Genomic DNA, 21,608 nt, shown 5'->3' with positions numbered 1-21,608 from the left:
AGAAGCGGCGGAGCGTCAGCCCCGTGACATCTGGATAGATGCGTAACAGGTAAAACCGCTCATGCCGTTCTGGAGACGGCGGATATAGTTGGTATAGGCTTGGCTTTCTTCATAGCCATAACCCGGAATGGAGCCACCACTTTGCAGGGCTCTGCGCACTTCCTCTCCAACCAGGTTGCGACCCGGTGGCGGAAATGCGCCCGGTGTGCCCGGTGGCACAACAGAACCGTCAGCGGCGATATAATTGCCCATACGACCGGGATCGGGAATCGGGATTTCACAAGCCATGATCGACGCCTGAGTCTGAGCCAAGGCCGGACGCACGGTGACAACTGTCGACGCAGCCGCCGCGCCCATCATGAGCACGTGGCGGCGGTCCGGTTTGGCTATACCCCGGTCGCCTGTCTCTTCGCTGTCTTCAGCCATGCCGCCCTTCCCAAATTCCACCTCAGCATTTGTTACACTAGTCTACTGCGCCTGTACTGGCGAGTGTAACAATAGCACTGTATTAATCCGCTTAATGCCCCAGATAACCCCTCTACGCGCCATTGTCGCGCTATTAACCACCTTTGCCATCGGCTATGCCGCCTACGCGCTCGGTGCCGGACCGCTACCGGTTATATTGGCCTGTATCGGCGGTTTGATCGGTGGCGCGATACTCGGCAGCTCGACGATTGAAGACCAAAGCGACCCGCCCCCCCCCGGCCCGGCTCCCAAGCCGATATCCGACGAATCGCTGTTCCCGACCCTGGAAGAGCTGATGAACGCCATCGACGATCCCAGCCTGATCATAGTCGGTCGCCGCGTGGTAAGGGCCAATCCGGCTGCCCTGGGCCTGCTTGGCACGCATATCATCGGCGAGGACGTTCGTCTGGCGATCCGCCACCCCGCTGCCGCCGAACGCCTGACCGGTGAGGCTGGCGCCGAAGAATCGCGAGTCGCGATGGAGCTGATGGGAATTGGCGAAGTGGAGCGTCCATGGGAGCTCATCATCCATGAACTGAAAGGCAATGCGCGCTTCATTCGCCTGGCCGATCGCAGCAGCGCCCATGCCGCCGAAAAGATGCGCGCCGATTTCGTCGCCAATGCCAGTCACGAGCTGCGCACGCCGCTGGCCTCCCTGCTTGGCTATATCGAAACCCTTCAGGATGGGGCCGCCAAGGACAAGAAAACCCGCAACCGCTTTCTCGAAATCATGCATGGCGAGGCAAGCCGGATGCAGCGCCTGATCGGCGATCTCATGTCGCTCTCACGGATCGAGGCGGAAAAATATCGCGCCCCGGCCGAGGATATCGATCTCGGCCCCTTGATCGAAGAGGCCTGCCGGGCAACCTGCATAGAGAGCGGCTTTGAAAGCACCAGCGTCGAAATCCGTCCGGCGACGGGTGCTGTTCATATTGCCGGGGACCGGGTCCAGATTACCCAGTTGGTCAGCAATCTCGTCGGCAATGCCCTTAAATATGGCAAGGGCGCCGACCCTGTCATGGTCGGCTATGGCTCAATTTCCGAAACGATGGTCCGTATCACGGTGCAGGATCATGGCGAAGGCATAGCGGCGGAACATTTGCCGCGCCTGACCGAACGGTTCTACCGGATCGACCCCGGTCGCAGCCGCTCTCTGGGCGGCACTGGACTGGGCCTGGCCATCGTCAAACATATTGTCGAGCGGCACCGGGGACGGCTGAATATCGAGAGTGAAACCGGACGGGGCACGAAAGTCAGCGTCGATTTGCCGAAAAAACCATCCGCAATGTCATCTTCCCGTAACGAGAGTGTCACAAAGGCAGATGCACCATCTCTGATCGCAACCCGCGATTCGCGATGAACCGGATAACCGAGCGAATTTTCAACACTGCCGGGCATGGAAATATGCCAATCGAAGGAAGAGTGCATGCAATCCGTCATACGGCGTAAACGGCCAGCGCAATCGATTGATATTTCAGTCGAACAAGGGATTTGAACGAAACCGTGTCGATCTTCTCTCTGTCCGTAATGGTGATCGGGTTCGCGGTCATTGCGTGGTTCACGGCGCGGATCCGGGCGGCAAGACTCCGCCCAATCGGCGGCGATCGTCCGCATTCCCTGCCGGGCTATCATGGCTGGTATGTTGCGCTCTGGCTGGCGATTCCCGCCCTGCTGTTCCTCACAGTCTGGTCGCTCGTCCTGCCCGGCCTGGTCGAGCAGTCGGTGTTGCTCGATCCCGCTGCTCAGGCACTGCCCGAATCTCAGATCGAACGCTCCGCCATCCTCGGCGAGGCGCGGGCCCTGGCCGATGGCTCGCTGGGCGCCGCTTTCAATGAAGAAGCCGAAGCGCTGATCCCTGCCTATCAGGAAGCATCGAATTTCTACGGCGTCATCGGAATTATCGCGACGTTGCTTCTTGCCTTTGCATGCGGTGCCTACGCTTTTTTGCGCGTGCGCCCGGATTTCAGGGCGCGTAACCGCGTCGAACGAGTCGTGATGTGGGTACTGCTGATCGCTTCGCTGATCGCAATCCTCACAACCATCGGGATAGTCGCCTCGCTATTGTTCGAGACTATCCGCTTCTTCGAGCGCATTTCAATTATCGAGTTCATCTTCGGTACGCACTGGAACCCCCAATCGACCACCTTCAGTGACGATCCGGGTTCCTTCGGCGCCATTCCGCTCTTCTGGGGCACGATCCTGATCGGCGCGATTATCGCAATGATCGTCGCCATCCCGCTTGGCCTGATGAGCGCCGTCTATCTGACCCAATATGCGCCGGCCCGGATCCGTTCGATCATGAAGCCTGTGCTGGAGATTCTCGCCGGCGTTCCGACAGTGGTCTATGGCTATTTTGCAGCGCTGACCGTGGCACCGGCAATCCGCGATTTCGCCGTCAATTTCGTCGGCATTAGCAGCGCTTCATCGGAGTCCGCCCTTGCCGCCGGCGTCGTCATGGGCGTGATGATCATTCCGTTCGTCTCCTCGATGGCCGACGATTCGCTCGCTGCCGTCCCCGGAGCCATGCGCGACGGCAGCCTTGCGATGGGTGCCACCAACTCGGAGACGATCAAGCGGGTGCTCATCCCGGCCGCCCTGCCCGGTATCGTCGGCGGTGTATTGCTGGCCGTCAGCCGCGCCATCGGCGAAACCATGATCGTGGTCATGGCTGCCGGGCTGGCCGCGAACCTAACCGCCAATCCGTTCGAAAGCGTGACCACCGTCACCGTACAGATCGTGCAGCTGCTGACCGGCGATCAGGAGTTTGACAGCTCCAAGACATTGGCTGCCTTCGCACTGGGCCTCGTTCTTTTCATTGTAACCTTGCTGCTCAACATCATCGCGCTTGGCGTCGTCAAACGCTTCCGGGAGGCTTATGAATAGATGAACACCGCCATCGCCTCTTCCCCGCCCCGCCAGCCGACCGACTGGAGCGCCGATGCCATGCAGCGGCGCATCCGGGCGCGGTATCGCGCCGAAAAGCGCTTTCGCTTCTATGGCCTGTTTGCAGTCCTGCTATCGGCCGGCTTCCTCGCATTTCTGCTGGTCACCATGATCTCGAGCGGCGCCCGTGGCTTCACCCAGACGCAAATCGCCCTGCCGGTGAACTTCGCCGCATCCGACATTTTTCTGGAACCCGGACAACTTGAAGGCGACGGCCGGGATCAATTGCTGGCCCAGGCCGATTTTCAGGGTTTGGCCCGGCAATCGGCGATTACCACCTATGGAGAAGAGGGCCCCGGCCTTCTCTCCAACGGCGCCTGGGTCTTACTGCGTGATGCGGTGTCGGCAGATCCCTCGCTCCTGACCCGCAATGAAACATTATGGGTTCCCGCGTCGACCGAAGTCGATTTTGCAGCCCGCGGCGACAGCGGCTCACGCCAGTCCGAAGCACGCGATGTGATGATCCTGCGCTATGCCGAACTGGAAGCATCGGAGCAGGTTCGCCGGACGCTCAGCTGGAATTTCCTGACGCTGGCCGATTCGAGCGACCCGACCCTGGTCGGCATATGGGGTGCGCTCAAAGGCTCGCTGCTCACAATGACGATCACGCTGCTGCTCGCCTTCCCGATCGGCGTGCTCACGGCCGTCTATCTGGAAGAATATGCGCCGGAAAACCGCTGGACTGACATTATCGAGGTGTCGATCAACAATCTCGCCGCCGTTCCCTCGATCATATTCGGCCTGCTCGGGCTCGCGGTGTTCATCAATGTCTTCCACCTGCCCCGATCCGCAGCGATTGTCGGCGGCCTCACGCTCGCCCTGATGACCATGCCCGTGATCGTGATCGCCGGACGCAACGCCATCAAGTCCGTGCCGCCATCCATTCGCGATGCCGCGCTGGGCATCGGCGCATCGCCGGTCCAGGTGCTTACCCATCACGTGTTGCCGCTGTCGCTGCCCGGTATCCTGACCGGTACGATTATCGGTATGAGCCGCGCGCTGGGCGAAACCGCGCCGCTGCTGCTGATCGGCATGCGCGCCTTTGTCGCAACGCCGCCGGGCGGATTTACCGATCCCGCCACCGTTCTGCCCGTGCAGATTTTCCTCTGGTCGGATGAGCTGGACCCCGGCTTTGTCGAGAAAACCTCGGCGGCAATCATCGTGTTGCTGCTCTTCCTGCTGGCCATGAACGGCATCGCGATCTGGCTGCGCAACAAATATGAACAACGTTGGTGATATGATGAACGACGCTACGGACATTCAGGCCGAACCCAGAGCCGATACGCCCGCCCCGACAACGGACACGCTCAAGATGACGGCGCGCAATGTCGACGTCTTTTACGGCGCAAAACAGGCGATAGATAACGTGTCGATCGATATCGGCATGGAGAATGTGACCGCTTTTATCGGCCCGTCGGGCTGTGGCAAATCGACTTTCCTGCGCTGCCTCAACCGGATGAACGACACGATCCCGATCGCGCGCGTGACCGGGCAGATCGAGCTCGACGAACATGACATTTACGATCCCAGCATGGATGTCGTGCAGCTGCGCGCCCGGGTCGGCATGGTATTCCAGAAGCCCAATCCCTTTCCCAAATCGATCTTCGAAAATGTTGCCTATGGCCCGCGCATCCACGGCCTTGCCACATCCAAGGCGGAGCTTGACGAAATCGTCGAAAAATCGCTGATCCGCGCTGGCCTGTTCGAAGAGGTCAAGGATCGGCTCAACGACAGCGGCACCGCGCTTTCCGGCGGGCAGCAGCAGCGACTGTGCATCGCCCGCGCCATCGCCGTAGATCCCGAGGTTATCCTGATGGACGAGCCCTGTTCGGCGCTCGATCCTATCGCCACCGCCAAGATCGAGGAACTGATCAACGACCTGCGCGGCAAATATGCCATCGTGATCGTCACCCACAATATGCAGCAGGCCGCCCGCGTATCCCAGCGCACCGCCTTTTTCCATCTCGGCACACTCGTCGAATATGGCGAAACTTCCGACCTGTTCACCAATCCGAGCCAGGACAGGACGAAGGACTATATCACCGGCCGTTACGGCTAGTCAGGACATCGATCATGCCAAGAAACAGCGAACATACGGTATCCGCGTTCGACGACGATATTGGCGAATTGCGGGCTCTGGTTTCAGAGATGGGCGGGCTCGCCGAAACCGCCATTGGCGACGCCATCCACGCCCTTATCCGGCACGATCTGGAAACCGCATCGCGGATTATCGACGAAGATTCCCGGATCGACGAACTTGAATCGGAGGTGGAACGCCTTGCGGTCCGCCTGATCGCCCTGCGTGCTCCTATGGCAAACGATCTGCGCGAAGCGGTCGCCGCGATCAAGATCGCAACTGTGCTCGAACGGATCGGCGATTACGCCAAGAATATCGCCAAACGCGTGCCGATATTCGATCATCGCACGGATATTGAGCCACTCAGCATCCTTCCTTCCATGGCCCAGATTGTTCAGGAAATGGTCCATAATGTGCTGGACGCTTTTGCAGCGCGTGACGCGGAGGCTGCCAAGCTGGTGATTGAGCGGGACAGTGCCGTCGACGATTTTTACGACAGCCTCTTTCGCGCGCTCCTCACCTATATGATGGAAAATTCGCACAATATCACCCAGTCCACCCATCTGCTTTTCATTGCCAAGAACCTGGAACGCGTGGGCGATCATGCGACGAATATAGCGGAAATGGTCTATTTCGCCGCCACTGGCGACTATCTCGATGATCGTCTCGTTGGGGAAGCACCGGCACTGGAAGCCGGGGAGCCCGAAGCATGAGCAAAGCGAAACTTCTGCTGGTCGAAGACGATATGGCGCTTTCCGAATTGCTGATCTGGCATTTCGAACGCGAGGAATTCAAAGTCAAACATACGGTAGACGGGGAAGAAGCCCTGCTGCTCGCGCGTGAAAATCCACCCGACCTCGTTCTGCTCGACTGGATGATCGAGGGCCTGTCCGGGATCGAAGTGTGCCGCCGCCTGCGCCGCATGCCCGACACGGCCAATGTGCCGATCATCATGCTTACCGCGCGCGGGGAAGAAGAGGACCGGGTTCGCGGTCTTGAAACCGGTGCCGACGATTATGTGACCAAGCCCTTCAGCCCGCGCGAGCTGGTCGCCAGGGTCGGTGCTGTGCTGCGCCGGGTGCGCCCTGCGCTTGCCGGCGAACCCCTGCTGCATGGCGATCTTGCGATGGATACGGTTAGCTACAAGGTCCGGCGCGACGGCGAGGTGATCCCGCTTGGCCCGACGGAATTTCGCCTGCTCAAACATTTCCTCGAGCATCCGGGCCGGGTTTTCAGCCGTGAGCGCCTGCTCGACTCAGTCTGGGGCCATGATTCGGATATCGAACCGCGAACTGTGGATGTGCATATCCGGCGACTGCGCAAAGCGCTGAACAAGGGCGGAAAGACGGACATAATCCGCACCGTGCGTTCCGCCGGTTATGCGCTGGATTCGGACAGCGCTGGCTAGAGGGCATTTTCTGGCACACGATCGACTTTACCTCGGGTGGAGGAATAGGCCAGAGCGGCGATTTCCTGCTAAGGAAATCCTGAGGGGCAAAGTGTCTGCCAGAAAACTCGCGCTTGAACCTATAGGCCTCACAGGTTAACGCGCACGTAAACCACATATACCCCCAATACGGAGTCCCCATCATGACCATTTCCTTCGAAGACAAAGTCGCCATCGTCACTGGAGCCGGCGGCGGACTGGGCCGCGCTTATGCGCTCGATCTCGCAAGCCGCGGCGCGAAGGTTGTTGTCAACGATCTGGGTGGCGCACGCGATGGCACCGGCTCTTCGGATGCCGCGCAAAAGGTGGTCGAGGAAATCGAAGCGGCCGGCGGCGCGGCAATGGCCAATGGCGGCAGCGTCACCGACGAAGAACAGATGGTCGAGATGGTCGCCAAGACCAAGGAAGCCTGGGGCGGCGTCCATATCGTCATCAACAATGCCGGCATCCTGCGCGACAAGAGCTTTGCCAAGATGACCATGGACGATTTCCGCCTCGTCGTCGAAGTGCATCTCAACGGATCGGCCAACGTCACCAAGGCCGTGTGGGAAACCATGCGCGAACAGGCCTATGGGCGGCTTCTCATGACCGCCTCTTCGACCGGCCTGTTCGGCAATTTCGGTCAAGCGAACTATGGTGCGGCGAAGCTCGGCCTTGCCGGTCTCACCAAGACGATCGCGATCGAGGGGGCTAAATACAACATCAAATGCAATACGCTGGCCCCGATCGCCGGCACGCGCATGACCGAAGACATTATGCCGCCGGAAATGTTCCAGGCGCTGTCCCCTGAAAATGTCGCCCCGGCCGCCGTTTATCTCGTCTCCGAAGACGCGCCCACCAATATGATCGTTGGCGCGGGCGGCGGTTTCTTCCACGCTTCCTATGTCACCCACACACAGGGTGTCGCCCTGCCCGAAGACCAGCGCAACGCCGAAGGCGTCGCCGCTGTCTGGGACCAGATCATCGACCGCGCGGACGAGTTCGTCCCCCAGAGCGGCGCGGAACAGGGTGCGCAGGCGTTCAAGAAACTGCAGGGTTTGGCGGGCTAGCGAAACCGCACAGCTGAATGCAAAGAAGGAGGCGTTTCCGGCAACGGGGACGCCTCTTTTTTATCGGCCAGTCCTCAGCGATCGCCGGCCTTGTCCAGATGGACCATGATCCGCTCGAACATCGACGCCTGTTTCAGGGCCTTTTCCAGCTCCGAAAGTCTGGCCACGATCCCGCCGGCATCCGCGTCGACCTCCTCGGCCGCGGCGTCGAACGCCCGCCAGAGCGGACGCAACCGCGCCGCCATATCCCGCCCCTCGGCGGTCAGGCGCAGGCGACGCTTGCGCGCATCGGACGGATCGGCCTCCGCAGTGACCAGGCCGGCCTTTTCGAGCGACTGCCGTGTCTGGCTGACCGATACATGCGTGATTCCCAGAGCTTCGGCTAGCTGCCCGACTGTGGCGGCTTCCCTCTCCAGCAGCTGGTTCATAACCCCGAACCAACGCTGTTCGAATCGGACGCCGAGAACGGAATAGGCCCGGGCGGCATCCGCATCGATCGCGTCGGACAGTCTTCGGAGCCGCGCTCCGATAGCCCGTGCGCCCTGGCTCTGCGGATAATCCATATTCGTTCCCGGCCGATCTTGTTGACAATATGTAGGCACCTACATAATAGCGTTGCCGAATGCAATGCCCAACGGAGATCGACCATGTCCCACCACCAGAATTATTGGCGCGCTATCGCCACAGCAGCGAGGTTTCCGATCTGCCTGATCGTCCTGCTGCTTGCGGTAATCGCCACTCCAGTACAGGCCCGAACGGCGGGAGACATAGTTTCCGCGCTCGAACGCCATGTGGGCGGGCTTGCGGAAACGCACGATTTCAGCGGCGTCGTACTTCTGGCCCGTGGCGACGAGATTCTCTTTGAACGGGCCTATGGGCCCGCCAATCGATCCTTCGCGGTTCCCAACCGAACCGATACGAGATTCGGCATCGCATCAATGAACAAGATGTTCACCGCGCTCGCCATTATCCGGCTTTTCGACGAACGCGGCCTATCGCTTCAAACGCCGTTGATCGAAGTTCTGCCCGACTATCCGAACAGCGCGGTCGCGCGCAGGGTTACCATCGAACAGCTTCTGACCCACACCTCGGGTGTCGGCAATTACTGGGCAGGGCTGAGCCGCCACCCGATAACGGACTTTACGGAACTGGCGGATTACCTGCCGCTGTTCGCCGATCAAGAATTGTCGTTCGAGCCCGGCAGCGCCTTTGGTTACAGCAATGGCGGTTATGTGATCCTCGGGCTCGTGATCGAGAAGATGACGGGCGAGCGCTATCGAGACCATGTCGAGAGGACGATTTTCGCACCGCTCGGCATGACGGGCACCGGCTCGCCGCGCCTTGATATGGCGACGGCAAACCGGGCGATCGGCTACACGCGATCGCTGGATCTTCCGGGCGAATGGGCAAACAACCTATTTGTGGGAGAATTGCGAGGAAGTTCGGCGGGTGGCGGTGTCTCGACGGCCCGCGATCTGCTTCGATTTTCCAACGCGCTAACCGAAAACCGCCTCCTCCCGGCCGACCGGACGGCGGCGTATACGATGGGCAGGCACGACTATCCCAAAGGCCGGTATGGATATGGATTCAGCGAGGATATCGTCAACGGTCACCGCATTATCGGCCACACCGGAGGCCATATAGGAACTGCAGCCGAACTGAAGATATTCACCGATCTGGGATATACCTTCGTCATCCTGTCCAACGGCGACGTGGATGCCTATTGGAGCATCGAAAATTTCGTAACCGAATTGCTGGCGGGTGAAAATCCGGCATCGATCAACTACCGCTACACAGAAGCGCTGATCGATCGCATTGTCGAAGATGGCACTGAGGCCGCGCTCGCCTGGAACGCGGCGCAGCCGGAAAACGTTGCGGCCCGCGAGTCCGTGATCGAGGTGGCGAGTTTCCGTTATCTGCATCGCGGGATGAACGATACGGCGATCGCGCTCCTCTCCTTCAACACATCCGCCTTCCCGGAATCTTCGTCGGCCGAATATTATCTCGGCGAAGCGCATCGGGTTCTGGGGAACAGAAGCGAGGCCATCGCCGCCTATCGCCGATATCTGACGGCATTTCCCGGCGACGAAGACACGCTGGGGCGTCTGCGCGAGATCGGCGCGGCAGATCCATTGTGATGGGCCGACAGCAAGCCCCTTCCCTCCAAGTCAACGCAATCGTATCGCCGTATTGCATCACTAATACAGCTGTGCTAGGGCCGCCCGATAAAGGCGAAAAATGGAAGGATGCCTAATGTATAGCGATAGCGATCTGGAAGCTGCGGTGGACGCGGGGGCGTTTAGCGAGGCGGATGTAGCGAAGTTCCGGCGGTTCATGGCCGCGGACCGCTCGACCACGCTGGTCGACGAAGAGCATTTCCGGCTGATCAGCGGATTCAACGATATTTTCGTGGCGATTGCGAGCGTGCTGCTGCTCGTGGCGATTGCCTGGCTTGGCGGCGAAGTACAGCCATGGCTCGGGGCGCTCGGCGTAGCGGCTGCGGCCTGGGGCTTGGCCGAATATTTCACCCGGGTTCGCCGCATGGCCTTCCCGTCCATCCTGCTCCTCCTCGCCTTTGTCGGCGGGCTGTTTGGCGCAGTTGCGGCGGGGCTGATCGGCGATGGAAACCGGTTTGGCCCGGGCGATGAGGCGACCGTTGCCACCTTTGTATCGATCGCAGGCGCGGTTGCCGCGGCCGGCGCCTTCTTCCATTGGCGGCGGTTTCGCGTGCCGATCACCATTGCGGCCGGTGCCGCAGCGGTGGTTGGAACGGTCATCGCAATTGCGGCCATCGCAACGGACGGCAATGTCGAGCCCTTTATCAATCCATTGATGTTCGTCGCCGGTCTGGCCGTGTTCGCCTTCGCGATGCGTTGGGACATGAGCGATCCGGTCCGCGAGACGAAGCGTGCGGACGTGGCCTTCTGGCTCCATCTGCTGGCGGCGCCGCTGATCGTCCATCCGATCTTCGCCGAAATCGGCGTGTTCGAAGGCACGCTGACGGTCGCGGGCGCGGTGCTGGTCATCGGGCTTTATATCGTGATGGCGGCGATTGCCTTGGCGATCGACAGGCGCGCACTGATGGTGTCGAGCCTCGCTTATGTGCTCTGGGCGCTGAACGGATTGTTCGACAGGTTTGGGGCGGTGGAGACCAATATCGCCTTCGCCGCGCTGATCATCGGATCGGCCCTGCTGCTGCTCTCCGCCTTCTGGCACAATGCCCGCGGGCTGGTGGTCAAACCGCTGCCCGAAGCCATTACAAGCCGCTTGCCAGTGATCGGAACAGAAACGGCTACGGCGTAGTTGATCGTCAGACTCTCGCCTTTGGCGAGAGCGCGGCACCGGCCCTCTCCCCCTCCCGACCTCCCACTCAGTGTATTCTATGGGAGGTCGGGAGGGGGAGAGGGCCGGTGCCGCGATTTCCCGATAGGGAAATTCTGACAAACTAAACCGCTCTTTCTATTCGCCGACAATCTTGAGCAACCTTCGCTCGACAGGCGCCAGCACGGGTACAAGTTCGTGCCCGCGTTTCAAAATCATCCCCGCTTCATTGAGGAGCGCCCACATCCCCTGGCGGTTGCGCAAGGCGGGGCGTTTCTCGATCCTGACTTCGGGACGCTCGGCAGCGCGGCGAAACGCGGAGAATGACGCGAAATCCTTCTCGAAATTCATCGCATAATCGCGCCAATGCCCTGCGGCCACCATCCGTCCGTAAAGATCGAGTATCCGATTGAGTTCGGTGCGTTCAAAGCCGACCTGGCTGGGCTTGAGTTGACCGGAAGGGCCTCGCGGGTTCGGAAACGGCGTAACAGTTCCCATCAGGCGCAGTCACTCTCCTTGCGGAGCGCATCGTCTCCGTCCCGCTCCGCGATCAGCGCGTCGATCTGCTTGTGCATCGTCTCCAGCTCGCAGCGCATGAGTTCAAGCCTCTGGGTCGAGGGGTCGAACATTTCGCTGCACGGCGTACCATAAGGCACAAAGCCTTCGGGTTTGTCTTCGGCGCTCATCAGCGTCGGTTTGGCAGGAATGCCAACCATGACCGCTCCGGGTTGCACATCTTTCGTCACCACGGCATTGGCGCCCACGCGCGCACCCTTGCCTACCGTAATGGGCCCCAGGATTTGTGCACCAGAGCCGATGATCACGTCGTCCTCAATCGTCGGATGACGCTTGCCGGGTACACCGTCGGCCGGGTTTGTCCCACCCAGTGTGACATTCTGGTAAATGGTCACATTGTCGCCGATGCTGGCCGTTTCGCCAATCACGCTGAAACCATGATCGATAAACAGGTGGCGCCCGATTTTCGCTCCAGGATGAATGTCGATAGCCGTTACAAAGCGTGACCAATGGTTGACCCAACGAGCCAGGAAAAACAGCCGCATCCGGAACAAGCGGTGCGCGATCCGGTGATAGCCGAACGCCCAGACCCCGGGATAAAGCAATACTTCCATACGCGAACGCGGCGCGGGATCGCGAACCATGATCGAATCGATATAGGACTTCAAACGGCCAAGCATTGCGTACCTCCCGCGCCAGTGGCGATCCGCAACGTAATAATCGACCATGGCGAAAAACACCAGTTCGGCCGACTATACCCCCACAAAGCACAGCTTTCCGGCCAATGTTTATTGAAATCGATCAGTATCTCGTTATTTATCGAAACGAACGATTTCAGAAAGAGTGACGCATGGCCACCTATCTTCCGACGCTCAAACAGCTCCAATATCTGGTGGCGCTGCGCGATCACGGCCATTTCGGCAAAGCGGCGGAGGCGTGTTTCGTTACCCAATCGACTCTGTCGGCAGGCCTTCGCGAGCTGGAATCGCTGATCGGTATCACATTGGTGGAGCGCACCCGCCGGGTCGTGCGCTTTACCCCGCTCGGCCTGAGTATCGCCGACAAAGCCCAGCGCGTCCTGCGCGAAGCTGAAGAGCTTTCCGAAATGGCGCGCGCTGCAGGCAAGCCGCTGTCGGGAGAAATGCGGATGGGCGTCATACCCACGATCGCACCGTTCCTCCTTCCGCAGATTCTCCCCAAGCTCCGAAGCGACTGGCCGGATCTCAAACTCTTCCTCCGCGAAGAGACAAGTCCGGCAGCCTGCGATTCCCTGCAGCGCGGGCAGATTGACTGTATATTGCTGGCGCTGCCCTACAGCTGCGGCGAGGTCGATACGGCTGAGCTGTTCGACGACCGCCTGTTCGTCGCATTTCCCAAGGGCGAACCGGACAACCCGCCCAAAAAGATCTCGCCGGAGACCCTGGACGAGGGCCGGCTGCTGCTGCTCGAAGACGGACACTGCCTGAAAGACCATGCGCTGGCGGCCTGCAACCGGCCGGAGCTGCGCGCGGAAGCGAGGATGATGGGAACTTCGCTCCACACTCTGGTACAAATGGTCGAAAACGGCCTTGGAACCACGATGCTCCCCGAAATGGCCATCGAGGCGGGCATCTTGCGCGACACGCATATTGTCGCTCGCCCGCTCGATGCGGAGCACCCGGCGCGCACAATCGCACTTGTCTGGCGCAAGAACAGCCCGCGCGAAAAGGATTTTCGGCTGCTTGCAGACGCGATGCGCGATGCGGCCGGCTGAACCATGGTCGCCGAAAAAGGTTCCGGGGGAACCATTGCCAAGCTGGCGCGTAGCCTGAATAAGTCGTGCCCCTAAACCAACATCGAGAGGAGAATGAAATTGTTGAAGTCTATGCGATTGGCCAAAGGAACCAGCGTAGCAATGGGTTTGGCCGTGTTCGCCCTGGGCGGTGCGCCAGCGCTTGCCGATAATCATCAAGGTGAGGCAGCCGCCCCGGCAGCGGAAACCGAGGTTGTAACCATTGGCGGCGCGGAAATGCTGCCGACCCGCAATATCGTGGAAAACGCATCCAATTCGGCGGACCATACAACGCTGGTTGCCGCGGTTGTGCAGGCAGAGCTTGCCGAAACGCTTTCCGGCCCCGGCCCCTTCACCGTGTTCGCACCGACCAACGAGGCTTTCGGGCTCCTGCCCGCCGGAACGGTCGATGCGCTGATGCAGGACGCCGCGCGCGCGCAGCTTGCACAGATTCTCACCTATCATGTCGTGCCAGGCGCATTGGATGCCGAAACGCTCACCTCCAGGATCGAGGCAGCCGGTGGCGAACTCACCCTGACAACCGTTGAAGGGTCTCCGCTGGTCGCTACAATGGACAACGGCGCAGTAGCGCTCCGCGACGAAATCGGGGGGATATCCTATGTCACACAGGCTGACGCGGCTCAGTTAAACGGGATCATCCATGTCATCAACGGCATCCTTGTCCCTGAACCGGAAGCCGCCGCCGACTGAACGCGGCCAACCGCAATTCATTTGCCGGAAAGGGGTGCCGCGCCGCGGCACCCCTTTTTCGTTCGGTCGCTCCACTTTTCGCGTTGCACCGCATCGCCTTCGCGCGCTTCGACCCAGGCAGAGTGGCCATCCGCAAACTCTTCGCGCTTCCAGAACGGCGCGTCCGTTTTCAGCCAGTCGATAACAAAATGCATCGCATTGATCGCATCGCCTCTGTGGCGCGACGCCGCACCCACAAAAACGATCCGTTCACCCGGCGCCATGCGACCGACTCTATGGACGATCGTCAGCCCAGCCAGCGCCCAGCGCCCGGCGGCATCCGCAGCGATCCGTTTCAGCGCTTCTTCCGTCATTGCCGGATAATGTTCGAGTTCCAGCGCGACGAGACCTCCTTCGCCGCGAACAAGCCCCGTAAAGCTCGCGACGGCACCGGCGTCGCCCAGTTCCAGTTTCGCGCATTCGGCGACCGGGTCGAATACCGCATGCTGGAGGCGGATAACCGGCATCATCCGCCGGTTACCGGCGGGAAAAGGGCAACTTCGCGAGCGCCCGCGAGAGGTTTCTCCAGCCCGGCAAACTCCTGATCGATAGCCACCCGGATCCTGCCTTTGTCGGCAAAGGCATCCGCATAACCATCTCCGCGCGCAGAAAGCCAGTCGATCAGCTCGGCGGCGGTTGTTACGTTATCGGGCGGATCGACCGTTTCTCCATCGCAGCCGATGGCTTCCCGGATCCATGCGAAATAGAGCAAATCTATAGCCATACGGCCTAATCCATATGCTTGAGACCAGCGCGCAGATAGTCCCAACCGGTTATCATGGTGAGCCCCGCCGCCAGCCATAGAGACACGAGCCCGACGCTCTCTACCCAGGCAAAGTCCGTCCAGCCGCCATGTCGCACAGCGCCGGCCAGTATCAGCGCGCCGAGCGCGATCATCTGGATCGCGGTTTTCCATTTGGCAAGCTGGCTCACCGGCACGGATACGCTGAGACCGGCGAGAAATTCGCGCAGGCCCGAAACGATTATCTCGCGCAGCAGGATCACGATCGCGGCGATGACATGCCAGCTTTCGATATCGCGCGTGAAAATCAGCATCACGATAACCGACGCCACCATGATCTTGTCGGCGATCGGATCAAGAAAGATCCCCAATTTGGACACCGTGCCCTGCGACCGCGCGAGATACCCGTCGAGATAGTCCGTGAGCCCGACGATGCAGTAGAGAATGAATGCGCAGATATAGCCGAGCCACGCTGAATCCCACAGCAGCGCGACGAGAACCGGCACGGCGAAGATGCGCGACAGGGTGAGCAGGTTGGGCAAGGTCAGCATGGTCCCTCCCTCCTAACCGTTTTTGACAGTGCAACAAAGCCTCCTTCTGATCACTGCCCCGGCAGTTGCCCTTGGCGGGCCGCCATGCCTCGGCTATGCGTGCAGGCGAATTCTGAAGCACCCCTTCCTCTTCCTCGAAGGACTGCATGCCAACATCGCTCGATCTTTTGACCAAGCGCCGTTTTGCGCCGCTTTTCGTCACCCAGATGTTGGGCGCGTTCAACGACAATCTGTTCAAGTTCGCGATGCTCGTGCTCGTAATCTACGAAATCTACGATGACGAGGCGCTCGAATTTCAGTTCAGTACGGTTTCGACAGGGCTCTTCATCCTGCCTTTTTTCCTGCTTTCCGCGATTGCCGGTCAGCTGGCAGACAATTTCGACAAGGCCAGGGTCATTCGTTTTGTCAAAACGCTGGAAATCTTCATCGCCCTGACGGGCGCCGCAGGCCTCATCCTCCAATCGATCCCCCTTATGCTGGCTGCGCTGTTTGCACTCGGCGCGCAATCGACATTTTTCGGACCGATCAAATATGCGATCCTGCCTCAGCATCTCAAGAAAGAGGAAGTTCTGGCCGGAACGGGTCTGGTCGAGGCTGGCACCTATGTGGCCATTCTCGCGGGAACAATCCTCGGTGGGGTGATCGTCGACTGGCTCGGCGCGTTCTGGGCCGCCATCTGGGTTCTGACGGTAGCACTACTCGGCCGGATCAGCGCGCATTTCGTGCCGGATGCACCGGCGCAAAAAGAGCCCGAGCCGATCGATTTCAATATCTTCCGTTCCTCATACCGGTTGGTCAACGGAACCATGCATATCCGCCGGCTCTTCCTGGCTATCGTCGCAATCAGCTTCTTCTGGACGATCGGATCGGTACTGATCATCCAGTTCCCGCCGCTTGTGAAAAACGTGCTCACCGCCGATCCGAAGGTCGCGAGCCTGTTTCTCGGGATATTCTCGATCGGGATCGCAATCGGCTCGATTTTGGCCAATCGTCTCCTGAAGGGCAAAGTCTCGGCGCGCATTGCACCGTTCAGCGTCATCCTGATGGGTGTTTTCGTCCTTATCCTCTACTTCATCTCGGTCCAGTGGGATGGTCTGGAGAATGGCGAACTCTACGATCTTGTTGGCTTCATCATGCATCCGGGAAGCTGGCTGCTGCTGGCGGTATTGCTTGGGGTAGCCATGGCAGGCGGCATGTTTGTCGTCCCGCTCTACGCGTTTCTGACGACGACCGTCGATATCAGCGAGACCGCGCGAACCGTGGCCGCCAACAATGTCGTCAACTCAGGATGCATGGTGCTCGGTGCGCTGGTTGCACTCGGCCTTAGCTTGATGGGCGTTTCTACGACCGAACAGCTGTTCCTCGTCGCAACCATGTGCCTGGTTTCGGCCTGGACGGCGTGGCTGTTGCATAAAGCCTGCGACTAAGGTTTGGGGCTTATTTGTCAGAACGTTGCCGGCGCAACGTTGCTGCATCAGCCCAGGAAAGTCAGAAAGAAAACAAACCCGCCTGCCCAGGTCATCGTGAAGAGCTTTGCGTTTTCAGCAAACTCCGATCTGCGTGGAAATGGCGGCCTGTGCAGCGCGACGGCCGTCTCGGTTTCGCACGCCCGACGAATGAGGTCGGCGGTCAACGGCGCATAGCGCGAGTCGGGCGGAACTGTGGCCATGCCCGCTCGTTAACATTTTGTTTACTATCCTGTTTACACCCAAACAGGGTTAAGATGGGGATCGCCCATAGCTGTCTCCGATCGGGACAGGAGCGAATCCCGGATTTTGCGGAAAGTCAGTCGGCCTCATCCTCCCGTTCGGCGATCGCGTCGGCCAAGGCGGCGATCGTCGCCCGCGCATCCGCGAGCGCGCTGCGCGAAGGTGCGAAAATCCGGTTGGCGGCATCAAGCTGATCCGGATGGATGACGGTCTTGCCGTCGAACCCAAATTCCCGCCCCTGTTCGCATTCCGAGGCTAGCCCGGCATCGTCGCTGATCGCATTGAAGACGCCATCGATGACAATCTTGCCATGGGTCCGAGCCGCCATGACCGTCATCGACAAGGCCGTTACGAATGCTTCCCGCCCGGGGCGCAGCTTGGCCTGCATGTCTTTCGCAAGATCATTCGTACCCATCACCATCGCAGAGAGATTTGGCGCAGCAGCGATTGCGGAGATGTTGAGAATAGCCAGAGGGGTTTCGATCATCGCCCAGACCGGCACGCCTATGCCAGCAGCGCCATCGATATCCTGTGCCCGCGAAACTTTCGGAACCAGGACACCGTCAGGCTTGACCGCCTTGACCATCTTCAGATCGTCAGAGGCCCAGTCGGTATCGAGCCCGTTGATGCGGATGATGACCTCCCGTGGACCATAACCACCCGCCTTTACAGCCTCCGCAACCTGCTCCCGCGCCTCTTCTTTCACAGAAGGCGCAACTGCGTCCTCCAGATCGAAAATCACCACATCGGCAGGTAGCGTCTTTGCCTTCTCAAGCGCCCGGGTATTGGCACCGGGCATATAGAGGCAGGAGCGGCGGGGTCGGAATTCGGTTTTGGTCATGCCGCCCTTATTCCGCATGACTGCACACAAACCAAGGTTGACGTTCACGTCAACCGGCGCAACAGTGCCAAAAAACAGAATCACAGGAGCAGCCGATCATGTCCGAAGCCGTCCTCACCAGCGCCGAAAATGGCGTCCTCACCATCACCATCAACCGCCCGGAAGCAAAGAATGCGGTAAACCGGGCCGTTGCCGAAGGCGTTGCTGCGGCAATCGAAGCTCTTGAGAGTGACGACAGCCTGACAATCGGCATCATCACCGGTGCCGGCGGCACCTTCTGTTCTGGCATGGATCTGAAAGCCTTTCTCCAGGGAGAGCTTCCCGTCGTCAGCGGAAAGGGTTTTGCCGGCTTTGTCGAAGCCCCGCCCGCCAAGCCGCTGATCGCTGCCGTAGACGGCTATGCGCTCGCCGGCGGTATGGAGGTCGCCATCGCCTGCGATCTCGTCGTCGCCAACAAGGATGCCAAATTCGGCATCCCAGAAGTGAAGCGCGGTCTTGCAGCAGGCGCCGGCGCCTTGCTCCGCCTGCCCCGCCTGATCCCACAACGCTATGCCATGGAACTCGCGCTAACCGGCGATTTTATCGGAGCCGAACGCGCAGCCGAAATCGGGTTCGTCAATCGCGTCGTCGATGGTTCTGCGCTCGATGGCGCAAAGGAACTCGCGGCAACGATCGCTGCGAACGGCCCGCTGGCGGTAAAAGCGAGCAAGGAAGTCATAGCCAAGACCGAAGACTGGTCGCATGATGAAATGTGGGCGGAGCAGCAGAAGATCATCGGCGGCATCTTCACCTCTGAAGATGCCCGTGAAGGCGCGGCCGCCTTTGCCCAGAAACGCAAACCCGAATGGAAAGGCCGCTAGGGCCTGACCCAACAATAAGAACAAAAGACAATTCCGCCTGAGGAGGCTTATCTCTATGAAGACCCGCATCACCGAACTGTTCGGCATCGAACATCCGATCATCCAGGGCGGCATGCATTATGTCGGCTTTGCCGAGCTGGCCGCTGCAGTTTCGAATGCGGGCGGGCTCGGCATCATCACCGCACTGACCCAGCCTTCCGCAGAGGCCCTTGCGGAAGAAATCGCCAAATGCAGGGAGATGACGGACAAGCCTTTCGGTGTGAACCTGACTTTTCTGCCGGTCGTAAACTCACCCGATTATCCGGGCATGGTCAAAGCGATTATCGAAGGCGGCGTGAAAGCGGTTGAAACTGCGGGCAACAACCCGGTTCAGGTGCTTCCGGCACTGCACGAGGCCGGAATCAAGGTGATCCATAAATGCACCTCGGTTCGGCATGCCCTGAAAGCGCAGAGCATCGGTTGCGACGCCGTTTCGGTTGACGGGTTCGAATGCGGCGGCCATCCCGGCGAAGATGATATCCCCAACATGATTCTTCTGCCCCGCGCCGCCGATGAGCTGGACATTCCCTTTGTCTCGTCCGGTGGCCAGGCCGATGGCCGAAGCCTTGTCGCTTCGCTCGCCATGGGTGCCGAAGGCATGAACATGGGCACCCGCTTCATCGCCACCAAGGAGGCGCCGGTTCACCAGAATGTGAAGGATGCGATCGTCGCCGCCAGCGAACTGGACACGCGGCTTGTCATGCGCCCGCTTCGCAACACCGAACGCGTGCTCAACAATCCCGCGGTCGAACGCGTGCTCGAAATCGAAAAGGAAAAGGGTGCAGATCTGCAGTTTACCGACATTATCGAGCAGGTCGCCGGCGTCTATCCCAAGATCATGAAGGAAGGCGATATGGATATCGGCGCCTGGAGCTGCGGCATGGTCGCGGGCCTGATCAACGATATCCCGACCTGCCAGGAACTGATCGACCGCATAATGGCGGAAGCCGAAGCTATCGTGCGCGAGCGGCTGGAGGGTTTTCTGGCGGCCTGACCGCCCGTCACTCTTCCGCTTCTGTTTCCGGCACCGCCAGGAACTGCATATTCTGCCCGACAACGTCGATACGCACCACGCGGCGATCGGCGGCGCCGCGCGTGACATAGACGTCATTGTCGGGCGATCCGCCGCGTATCTCATACCGGGTCGTATCGAAGCTGCCTGCCGGCGTTTCGATGACACCGCCCGGGCGCGCCGTGATCGTGACATCGGCGAAAGCATTGCCAAGCGGTCCATACCAGCGAAACGCTTCCTCGGTGCCTTCCTCTTCAGACATGATCAGCGGCATGATGAACGCAACGGGGCGTGGCAAAATGCCCTCGGGCATGGCGATATCGACAGCCTGTTCTTCAGTGCCCTCGAGCCTCTGAATCACGCGCTGGCCCACAAGGCGGCCATTTTCCGCATCGAGGTCGAGGTTCATATAGGCCAGTCCTCTGTGGAACTCGAGATGAACGCTCTCGAACTGCAAGTCGGGCGTCAGGCCGAAAACCAGTGTCTCATAGACCTGCGCGCTCGGCATCATCGACCGGTCGTAGAGCAGCATACCGTGTTCAGTCTTGATCCATCCAAGCCGCATGAACCCATCCCGCTCGCCTTCATTGACGAGACCGAGAACAAACTCGCCGCGTTCCGGCAGGGCTGCAGATGCCTGAGCACCGATGCTCTCCTGTGCCTGTGCCTGTGCCTGTGCCTGCGTTGCGACACCAAATACCGGAACGGCCAACAGAACAGCCAATGCCGTCCGAATATGTGCAAAACTAGGCGAACGGAATGGCATGGTTGTCTCCCCTGTTGGGAGGCAGTTAAACACGCGCGTCCGGTCCGCGTACCGCAGTTCGACCAACCACCGCCAAAATTCTGACGAATGGATAATATTCGACGATTTCATCAGAAAATGGTGGAGCCGAGGGGGATCGAACCCCTGACCTCTACACTGCCAGTGTAGCGCTCTCCCAGCTGAGCTACGGCCCCATCAGGTGCGGGAGCGGCGCATGTAACGCCGCCGCCCGCGTTAGGCAAGATAGCCTGTCAGTTAAGTGTCTTCTTCCTTGCCATCCTTGGCGCCGCTCGTGTCGACCTGCAGATCGTCATCCCCGCCCAGATCGACTTCGTCGTCCGGATTGATTTCGGCATCTTCGTCGACACCGGCAGCGAGATCCTCTTCTTCATCGTCGTCGCCGCCCGAAAGATCGGCATCGTCCGACTTGGATTTTGCATCTTTCTTGCTGTCGTCAAACATGACCGGCTGTTTCGACTTGAGCACAGGTTCCGGTTCCCAGATTGCACCGCATTCGCCATTGATGCAGGTTACGGGATCCTCTTCACCGAGGTCATAGAAACGGGTTCCGCATTTCGGGCAGGTTCGCTTCGTGCCCCATTCTGGCTTCACCATTGAATTGTATCTTTCATCGCTACGGAAAATTGTTTGCGGGCAGAGCCCACGGTCGGGCGGGCGCTTGCCACATGGGGTTGCCACTGTCAAAAGCCAAGGCCAGTAAATGCGTTTCGGGCCGGGCTGGAACGAGC

General features: G+C 59.8%; 24 protein-coding genes and 1 tRNA gene. 14 read left to right on the top strand and 11 right to left on the bottom strand.

Going from position 1 to position 21,608, the window contains the following annotated elements; all coding sequences use genetic code 11:
• Positions 1–15: 15 nt before the first annotated feature.
• On the bottom strand, positions 16–426 hold the full coding sequence (locus tag DFR46_RS00540; protein ID WP_116234683.1) for a hypothetical protein: 411 nt from the start codon (positions 424–426) through the stop codon (positions 16–18).
• Positions 427–520: 94 nt separating this feature from the next.
• Between DFR46_RS00540 and DFR46_RS00535 the strand changes: the two genes are divergently transcribed.
• The 7 genes from DFR46_RS00535 to DFR46_RS00505 all read left to right on the top strand — a co-directional run bounded on the left by DFR46_RS00535 (position 521) and on the right by DFR46_RS00505 (position 7,981).
• Positions 521–1,825: a sensor histidine kinase gene (locus DFR46_RS00535; protein ID WP_116234682.1), complete on the top strand. Its 1,305-nt coding sequence runs from the start codon at positions 521–523 to the stop codon at positions 1,823–1,825.
• Between the two features lie 167 nt (positions 1,826–1,992).
• A complete protein-coding gene (pstC, locus tag DFR46_RS00530) occupies positions 1,993–3,348 on the top strand; it encodes a phosphate ABC transporter permease subunit PstC (RefSeq protein ID WP_425453152.1) in 1,356 nt (451 codons plus the stop codon).
• Positions 3,349–4,644 carry a phosphate ABC transporter permease PstA gene (gene pstA / locus DFR46_RS00525; protein ID WP_116234681.1) on the top strand — a complete coding sequence of 432 codons (1,296 nt, stop codon included), beginning with the start codon at positions 3,349–3,351 and terminating at the stop codon, positions 4,642–4,644. It abuts the gene before it with no gap.
• Between the two features lie 76 nt (positions 4,645–4,720).
• Positions 4,721–5,467, top strand: coding sequence for a phosphate ABC transporter ATP-binding protein PstB (gene pstB, locus DFR46_RS00520; protein WP_245953877.1), 747 nt, complete (start codon positions 4,721–4,723; stop codon positions 5,465–5,467).
• Between the two features lie 14 nt (positions 5,468–5,481).
• Complete coding sequence (gene phoU / locus DFR46_RS00515; RefSeq protein ID WP_116234680.1) at positions 5,482–6,198, top strand: phosphate signaling complex protein PhoU; 717 nt, start codon at positions 5,482–5,484, stop codon at positions 6,196–6,198.
• Positions 6,195–6,893 (top strand): phosphate regulon transcriptional regulator PhoB, encoded by a 699-nt coding sequence (gene phoB / locus DFR46_RS00510; protein WP_116234679.1) that lies wholly within the window; start codon positions 6,195–6,197, stop codon positions 6,891–6,893. Before phoU ends, phoB begins: the two co-directional genes overlap by 4 nt.
• A 182-nt stretch (positions 6,894–7,075) precedes the next feature.
• Positions 7,076–7,981, top strand: coding sequence for an SDR family NAD(P)-dependent oxidoreductase (locus tag DFR46_RS00505; RefSeq protein WP_116234678.1), 906 nt, complete (start codon positions 7,076–7,078; stop codon positions 7,979–7,981).
• Positions 7,982–8,055: 74 nt separating this feature from the next.
• Here the strand turns inward: DFR46_RS00505 and DFR46_RS00500 are convergent, their stop codons facing one another.
• Positions 8,056–8,544, bottom strand: coding sequence for a MarR family winged helix-turn-helix transcriptional regulator (locus DFR46_RS00500; RefSeq protein WP_116234677.1), 489 nt, complete (start codon positions 8,542–8,544; stop codon positions 8,056–8,058).
• 84 nt (positions 8,545–8,628) lie between these two features.
• Between DFR46_RS00500 and DFR46_RS00495 the strand changes: the two genes are divergently transcribed.
• Positions 8,629–10,119: a serine hydrolase gene (locus DFR46_RS00495; RefSeq protein WP_116234676.1), complete on the top strand. Its 1,491-nt coding sequence runs from the start codon at positions 8,629–8,631 to the stop codon at positions 10,117–10,119.
• A gap of 115 nt (positions 10,120–10,234) precedes the next feature.
• Positions 10,235–11,284 (top strand): hypothetical protein, encoded by a 1,050-nt coding sequence (locus tag DFR46_RS00490; RefSeq protein ID WP_116234675.1) that lies wholly within the window; start codon positions 10,235–10,237, stop codon positions 11,282–11,284.
• Positions 11,285–11,440: 156 nt separating this feature from the next.
• Here DFR46_RS00490 and DFR46_RS00485 read toward each other — a convergent pair whose 3' ends face one another.
• Complete coding sequence (locus DFR46_RS00485; RefSeq protein ID WP_116234674.1) at positions 11,441–11,800, bottom strand: DUF2794 domain-containing protein; 360 nt, start codon at positions 11,798–11,800, stop codon at positions 11,441–11,443.
• The gene (epsC, locus tag DFR46_RS00480; RefSeq protein WP_116237056.1) at positions 11,800–12,498 is read right to left on the bottom strand and encodes a serine O-acetyltransferase EpsC; all 699 of its coding nucleotides are present in this window, start codon (positions 12,496–12,498) and stop codon (positions 11,800–11,802) included. Before epsC ends, DFR46_RS00485 begins: the two co-directional genes overlap by 1 nt.
• Before the next feature lie 170 nt (positions 12,499–12,668).
• Between epsC and DFR46_RS00475 the strand changes: the two genes are divergently transcribed.
• Both DFR46_RS00475 and DFR46_RS00470 read left to right on the top strand, forming a co-directional pair.
• A complete protein-coding gene (locus DFR46_RS00475; protein ID WP_116234673.1) occupies positions 12,669–13,571 on the top strand; it encodes a hydrogen peroxide-inducible genes activator in 903 nt (300 codons plus the stop codon).
• A gap of 141 nt (positions 13,572–13,712) precedes the next feature.
• The gene (locus tag DFR46_RS00470; protein ID WP_116237055.1) at positions 13,713–14,300 is read left to right on the top strand and encodes a fasciclin domain-containing protein; all 588 of its coding nucleotides are present in this window, start codon (positions 13,713–13,715) and stop codon (positions 14,298–14,300) included.
• Between the two features lie 17 nt (positions 14,301–14,317).
• On the opposite strand, the gene DFR46_RS00465 is transcribed toward DFR46_RS00470, so the two are convergent.
• Genes DFR46_RS00465 through pgsA form a run of 3 tightly spaced genes read right to left on the bottom strand, consistent with a single transcriptional unit; the run spans position 14,318 to position 15,632 of the window.
• Entirely contained in the window at positions 14,318–14,806 is a 489-nt protein-coding gene (locus DFR46_RS00465) for a molybdenum cofactor biosynthesis protein MoaE (RefSeq protein ID WP_116237054.1), read from the bottom strand.
• Positions 14,806–15,063, bottom strand: a complete 258-nt coding sequence (moaD, locus tag DFR46_RS00460) for a molybdopterin converting factor subunit 1 (RefSeq protein WP_116234672.1) — start codon at positions 15,061–15,063, stop codon at positions 14,806–14,808. Before moaD ends, DFR46_RS00465 begins: the two co-directional genes overlap by 1 nt.
• Before the next feature lie 5 nt (positions 15,064–15,068).
• Entirely contained in the window at positions 15,069–15,632 is a 564-nt protein-coding gene (gene pgsA, locus DFR46_RS00455; RefSeq protein ID WP_116234671.1) for a CDP-diacylglycerol--glycerol-3-phosphate 3-phosphatidyltransferase, read from the bottom strand.
• 146 nt (positions 15,633–15,778) lie between these two features.
• Between pgsA and DFR46_RS00450 the strand changes: the two genes are divergently transcribed.
• Positions 15,779–17,059 carry an MFS transporter gene (locus DFR46_RS00450; RefSeq protein ID WP_116234670.1) on the top strand — a complete coding sequence of 427 codons (1,281 nt, stop codon included), beginning with the start codon at positions 15,779–15,781 and terminating at the stop codon, positions 17,057–17,059.
• A 358-nt stretch (positions 17,060–17,417) separates the two neighbouring features.
• Here the strand turns inward: DFR46_RS00450 and DFR46_RS00440 are convergent, their stop codons facing one another.
• The gene (locus DFR46_RS00440) at positions 17,418–18,182 is read right to left on the bottom strand and encodes an HpcH/HpaI aldolase/citrate lyase family protein (protein WP_116237053.1); all 765 of its coding nucleotides are present in this window, start codon (positions 18,180–18,182) and stop codon (positions 17,418–17,420) included.
• Positions 18,183–18,280: 98 nt separating this feature from the next.
• Here DFR46_RS00440 and DFR46_RS00435 point away from each other — a divergent pair, with 98 nt between their 5' ends.
• Together DFR46_RS00435 and DFR46_RS00430 are read left to right on the top strand one after the other, a co-directional pair.
• Entirely contained in the window at positions 18,281–19,042 is a 762-nt protein-coding gene (locus DFR46_RS00435) for a crotonase/enoyl-CoA hydratase family protein (RefSeq protein WP_116234668.1), read from the top strand.
• Positions 19,043–19,097: 55 nt separating this feature from the next.
• Complete coding sequence (locus tag DFR46_RS00430; RefSeq protein ID WP_116234667.1) at positions 19,098–20,075, top strand: NAD(P)H-dependent flavin oxidoreductase; 978 nt, start codon at positions 19,098–19,100, stop codon at positions 20,073–20,075.
• A gap of 7 nt (positions 20,076–20,082) precedes the next feature.
• On the opposite strand, the gene DFR46_RS00425 is transcribed toward DFR46_RS00430, so the two are convergent.
• The 3 genes from DFR46_RS00425 to DFR46_RS00415 all read right to left on the bottom strand — a co-directional run bounded on the left by DFR46_RS00425 (position 20,083) and on the right by DFR46_RS00415 (position 21,474).
• Complete coding sequence (locus DFR46_RS00425) at positions 20,083–20,817, bottom strand: hypothetical protein (RefSeq protein WP_147297588.1); 735 nt, start codon at positions 20,815–20,817, stop codon at positions 20,083–20,085.
• A 160-nt stretch (positions 20,818–20,977) separates the two neighbouring features.
• Positions 20,978–21,053: transfer RNA gene (locus tag DFR46_RS00420), tRNA-Ala, on the bottom strand.
• Positions 21,054–21,114: 61 nt separating this feature from the next.
• Positions 21,115–21,474 (bottom strand): TIGR02300 family protein, encoded by a 360-nt coding sequence (locus DFR46_RS00415; protein ID WP_116234665.1) that lies wholly within the window; start codon positions 21,472–21,474, stop codon positions 21,115–21,117.
• Between the last annotated feature and the right edge of the window lie 134 nt (positions 21,475–21,608).

The sequence above is a fragment of the Parasphingopyxis lamellibrachiae genome, from assembly GCF_003385775.1.
Taxonomy (GTDB): Bacteria; Pseudomonadota; Alphaproteobacteria; order Sphingomonadales; family Sphingomonadaceae; genus Parasphingopyxis; species Parasphingopyxis lamellibrachiae.
The sequence above is the reverse complement of the archived record's forward strand: the minus strand, read 5'-3'. Positions and strand labels throughout refer to the sequence as shown.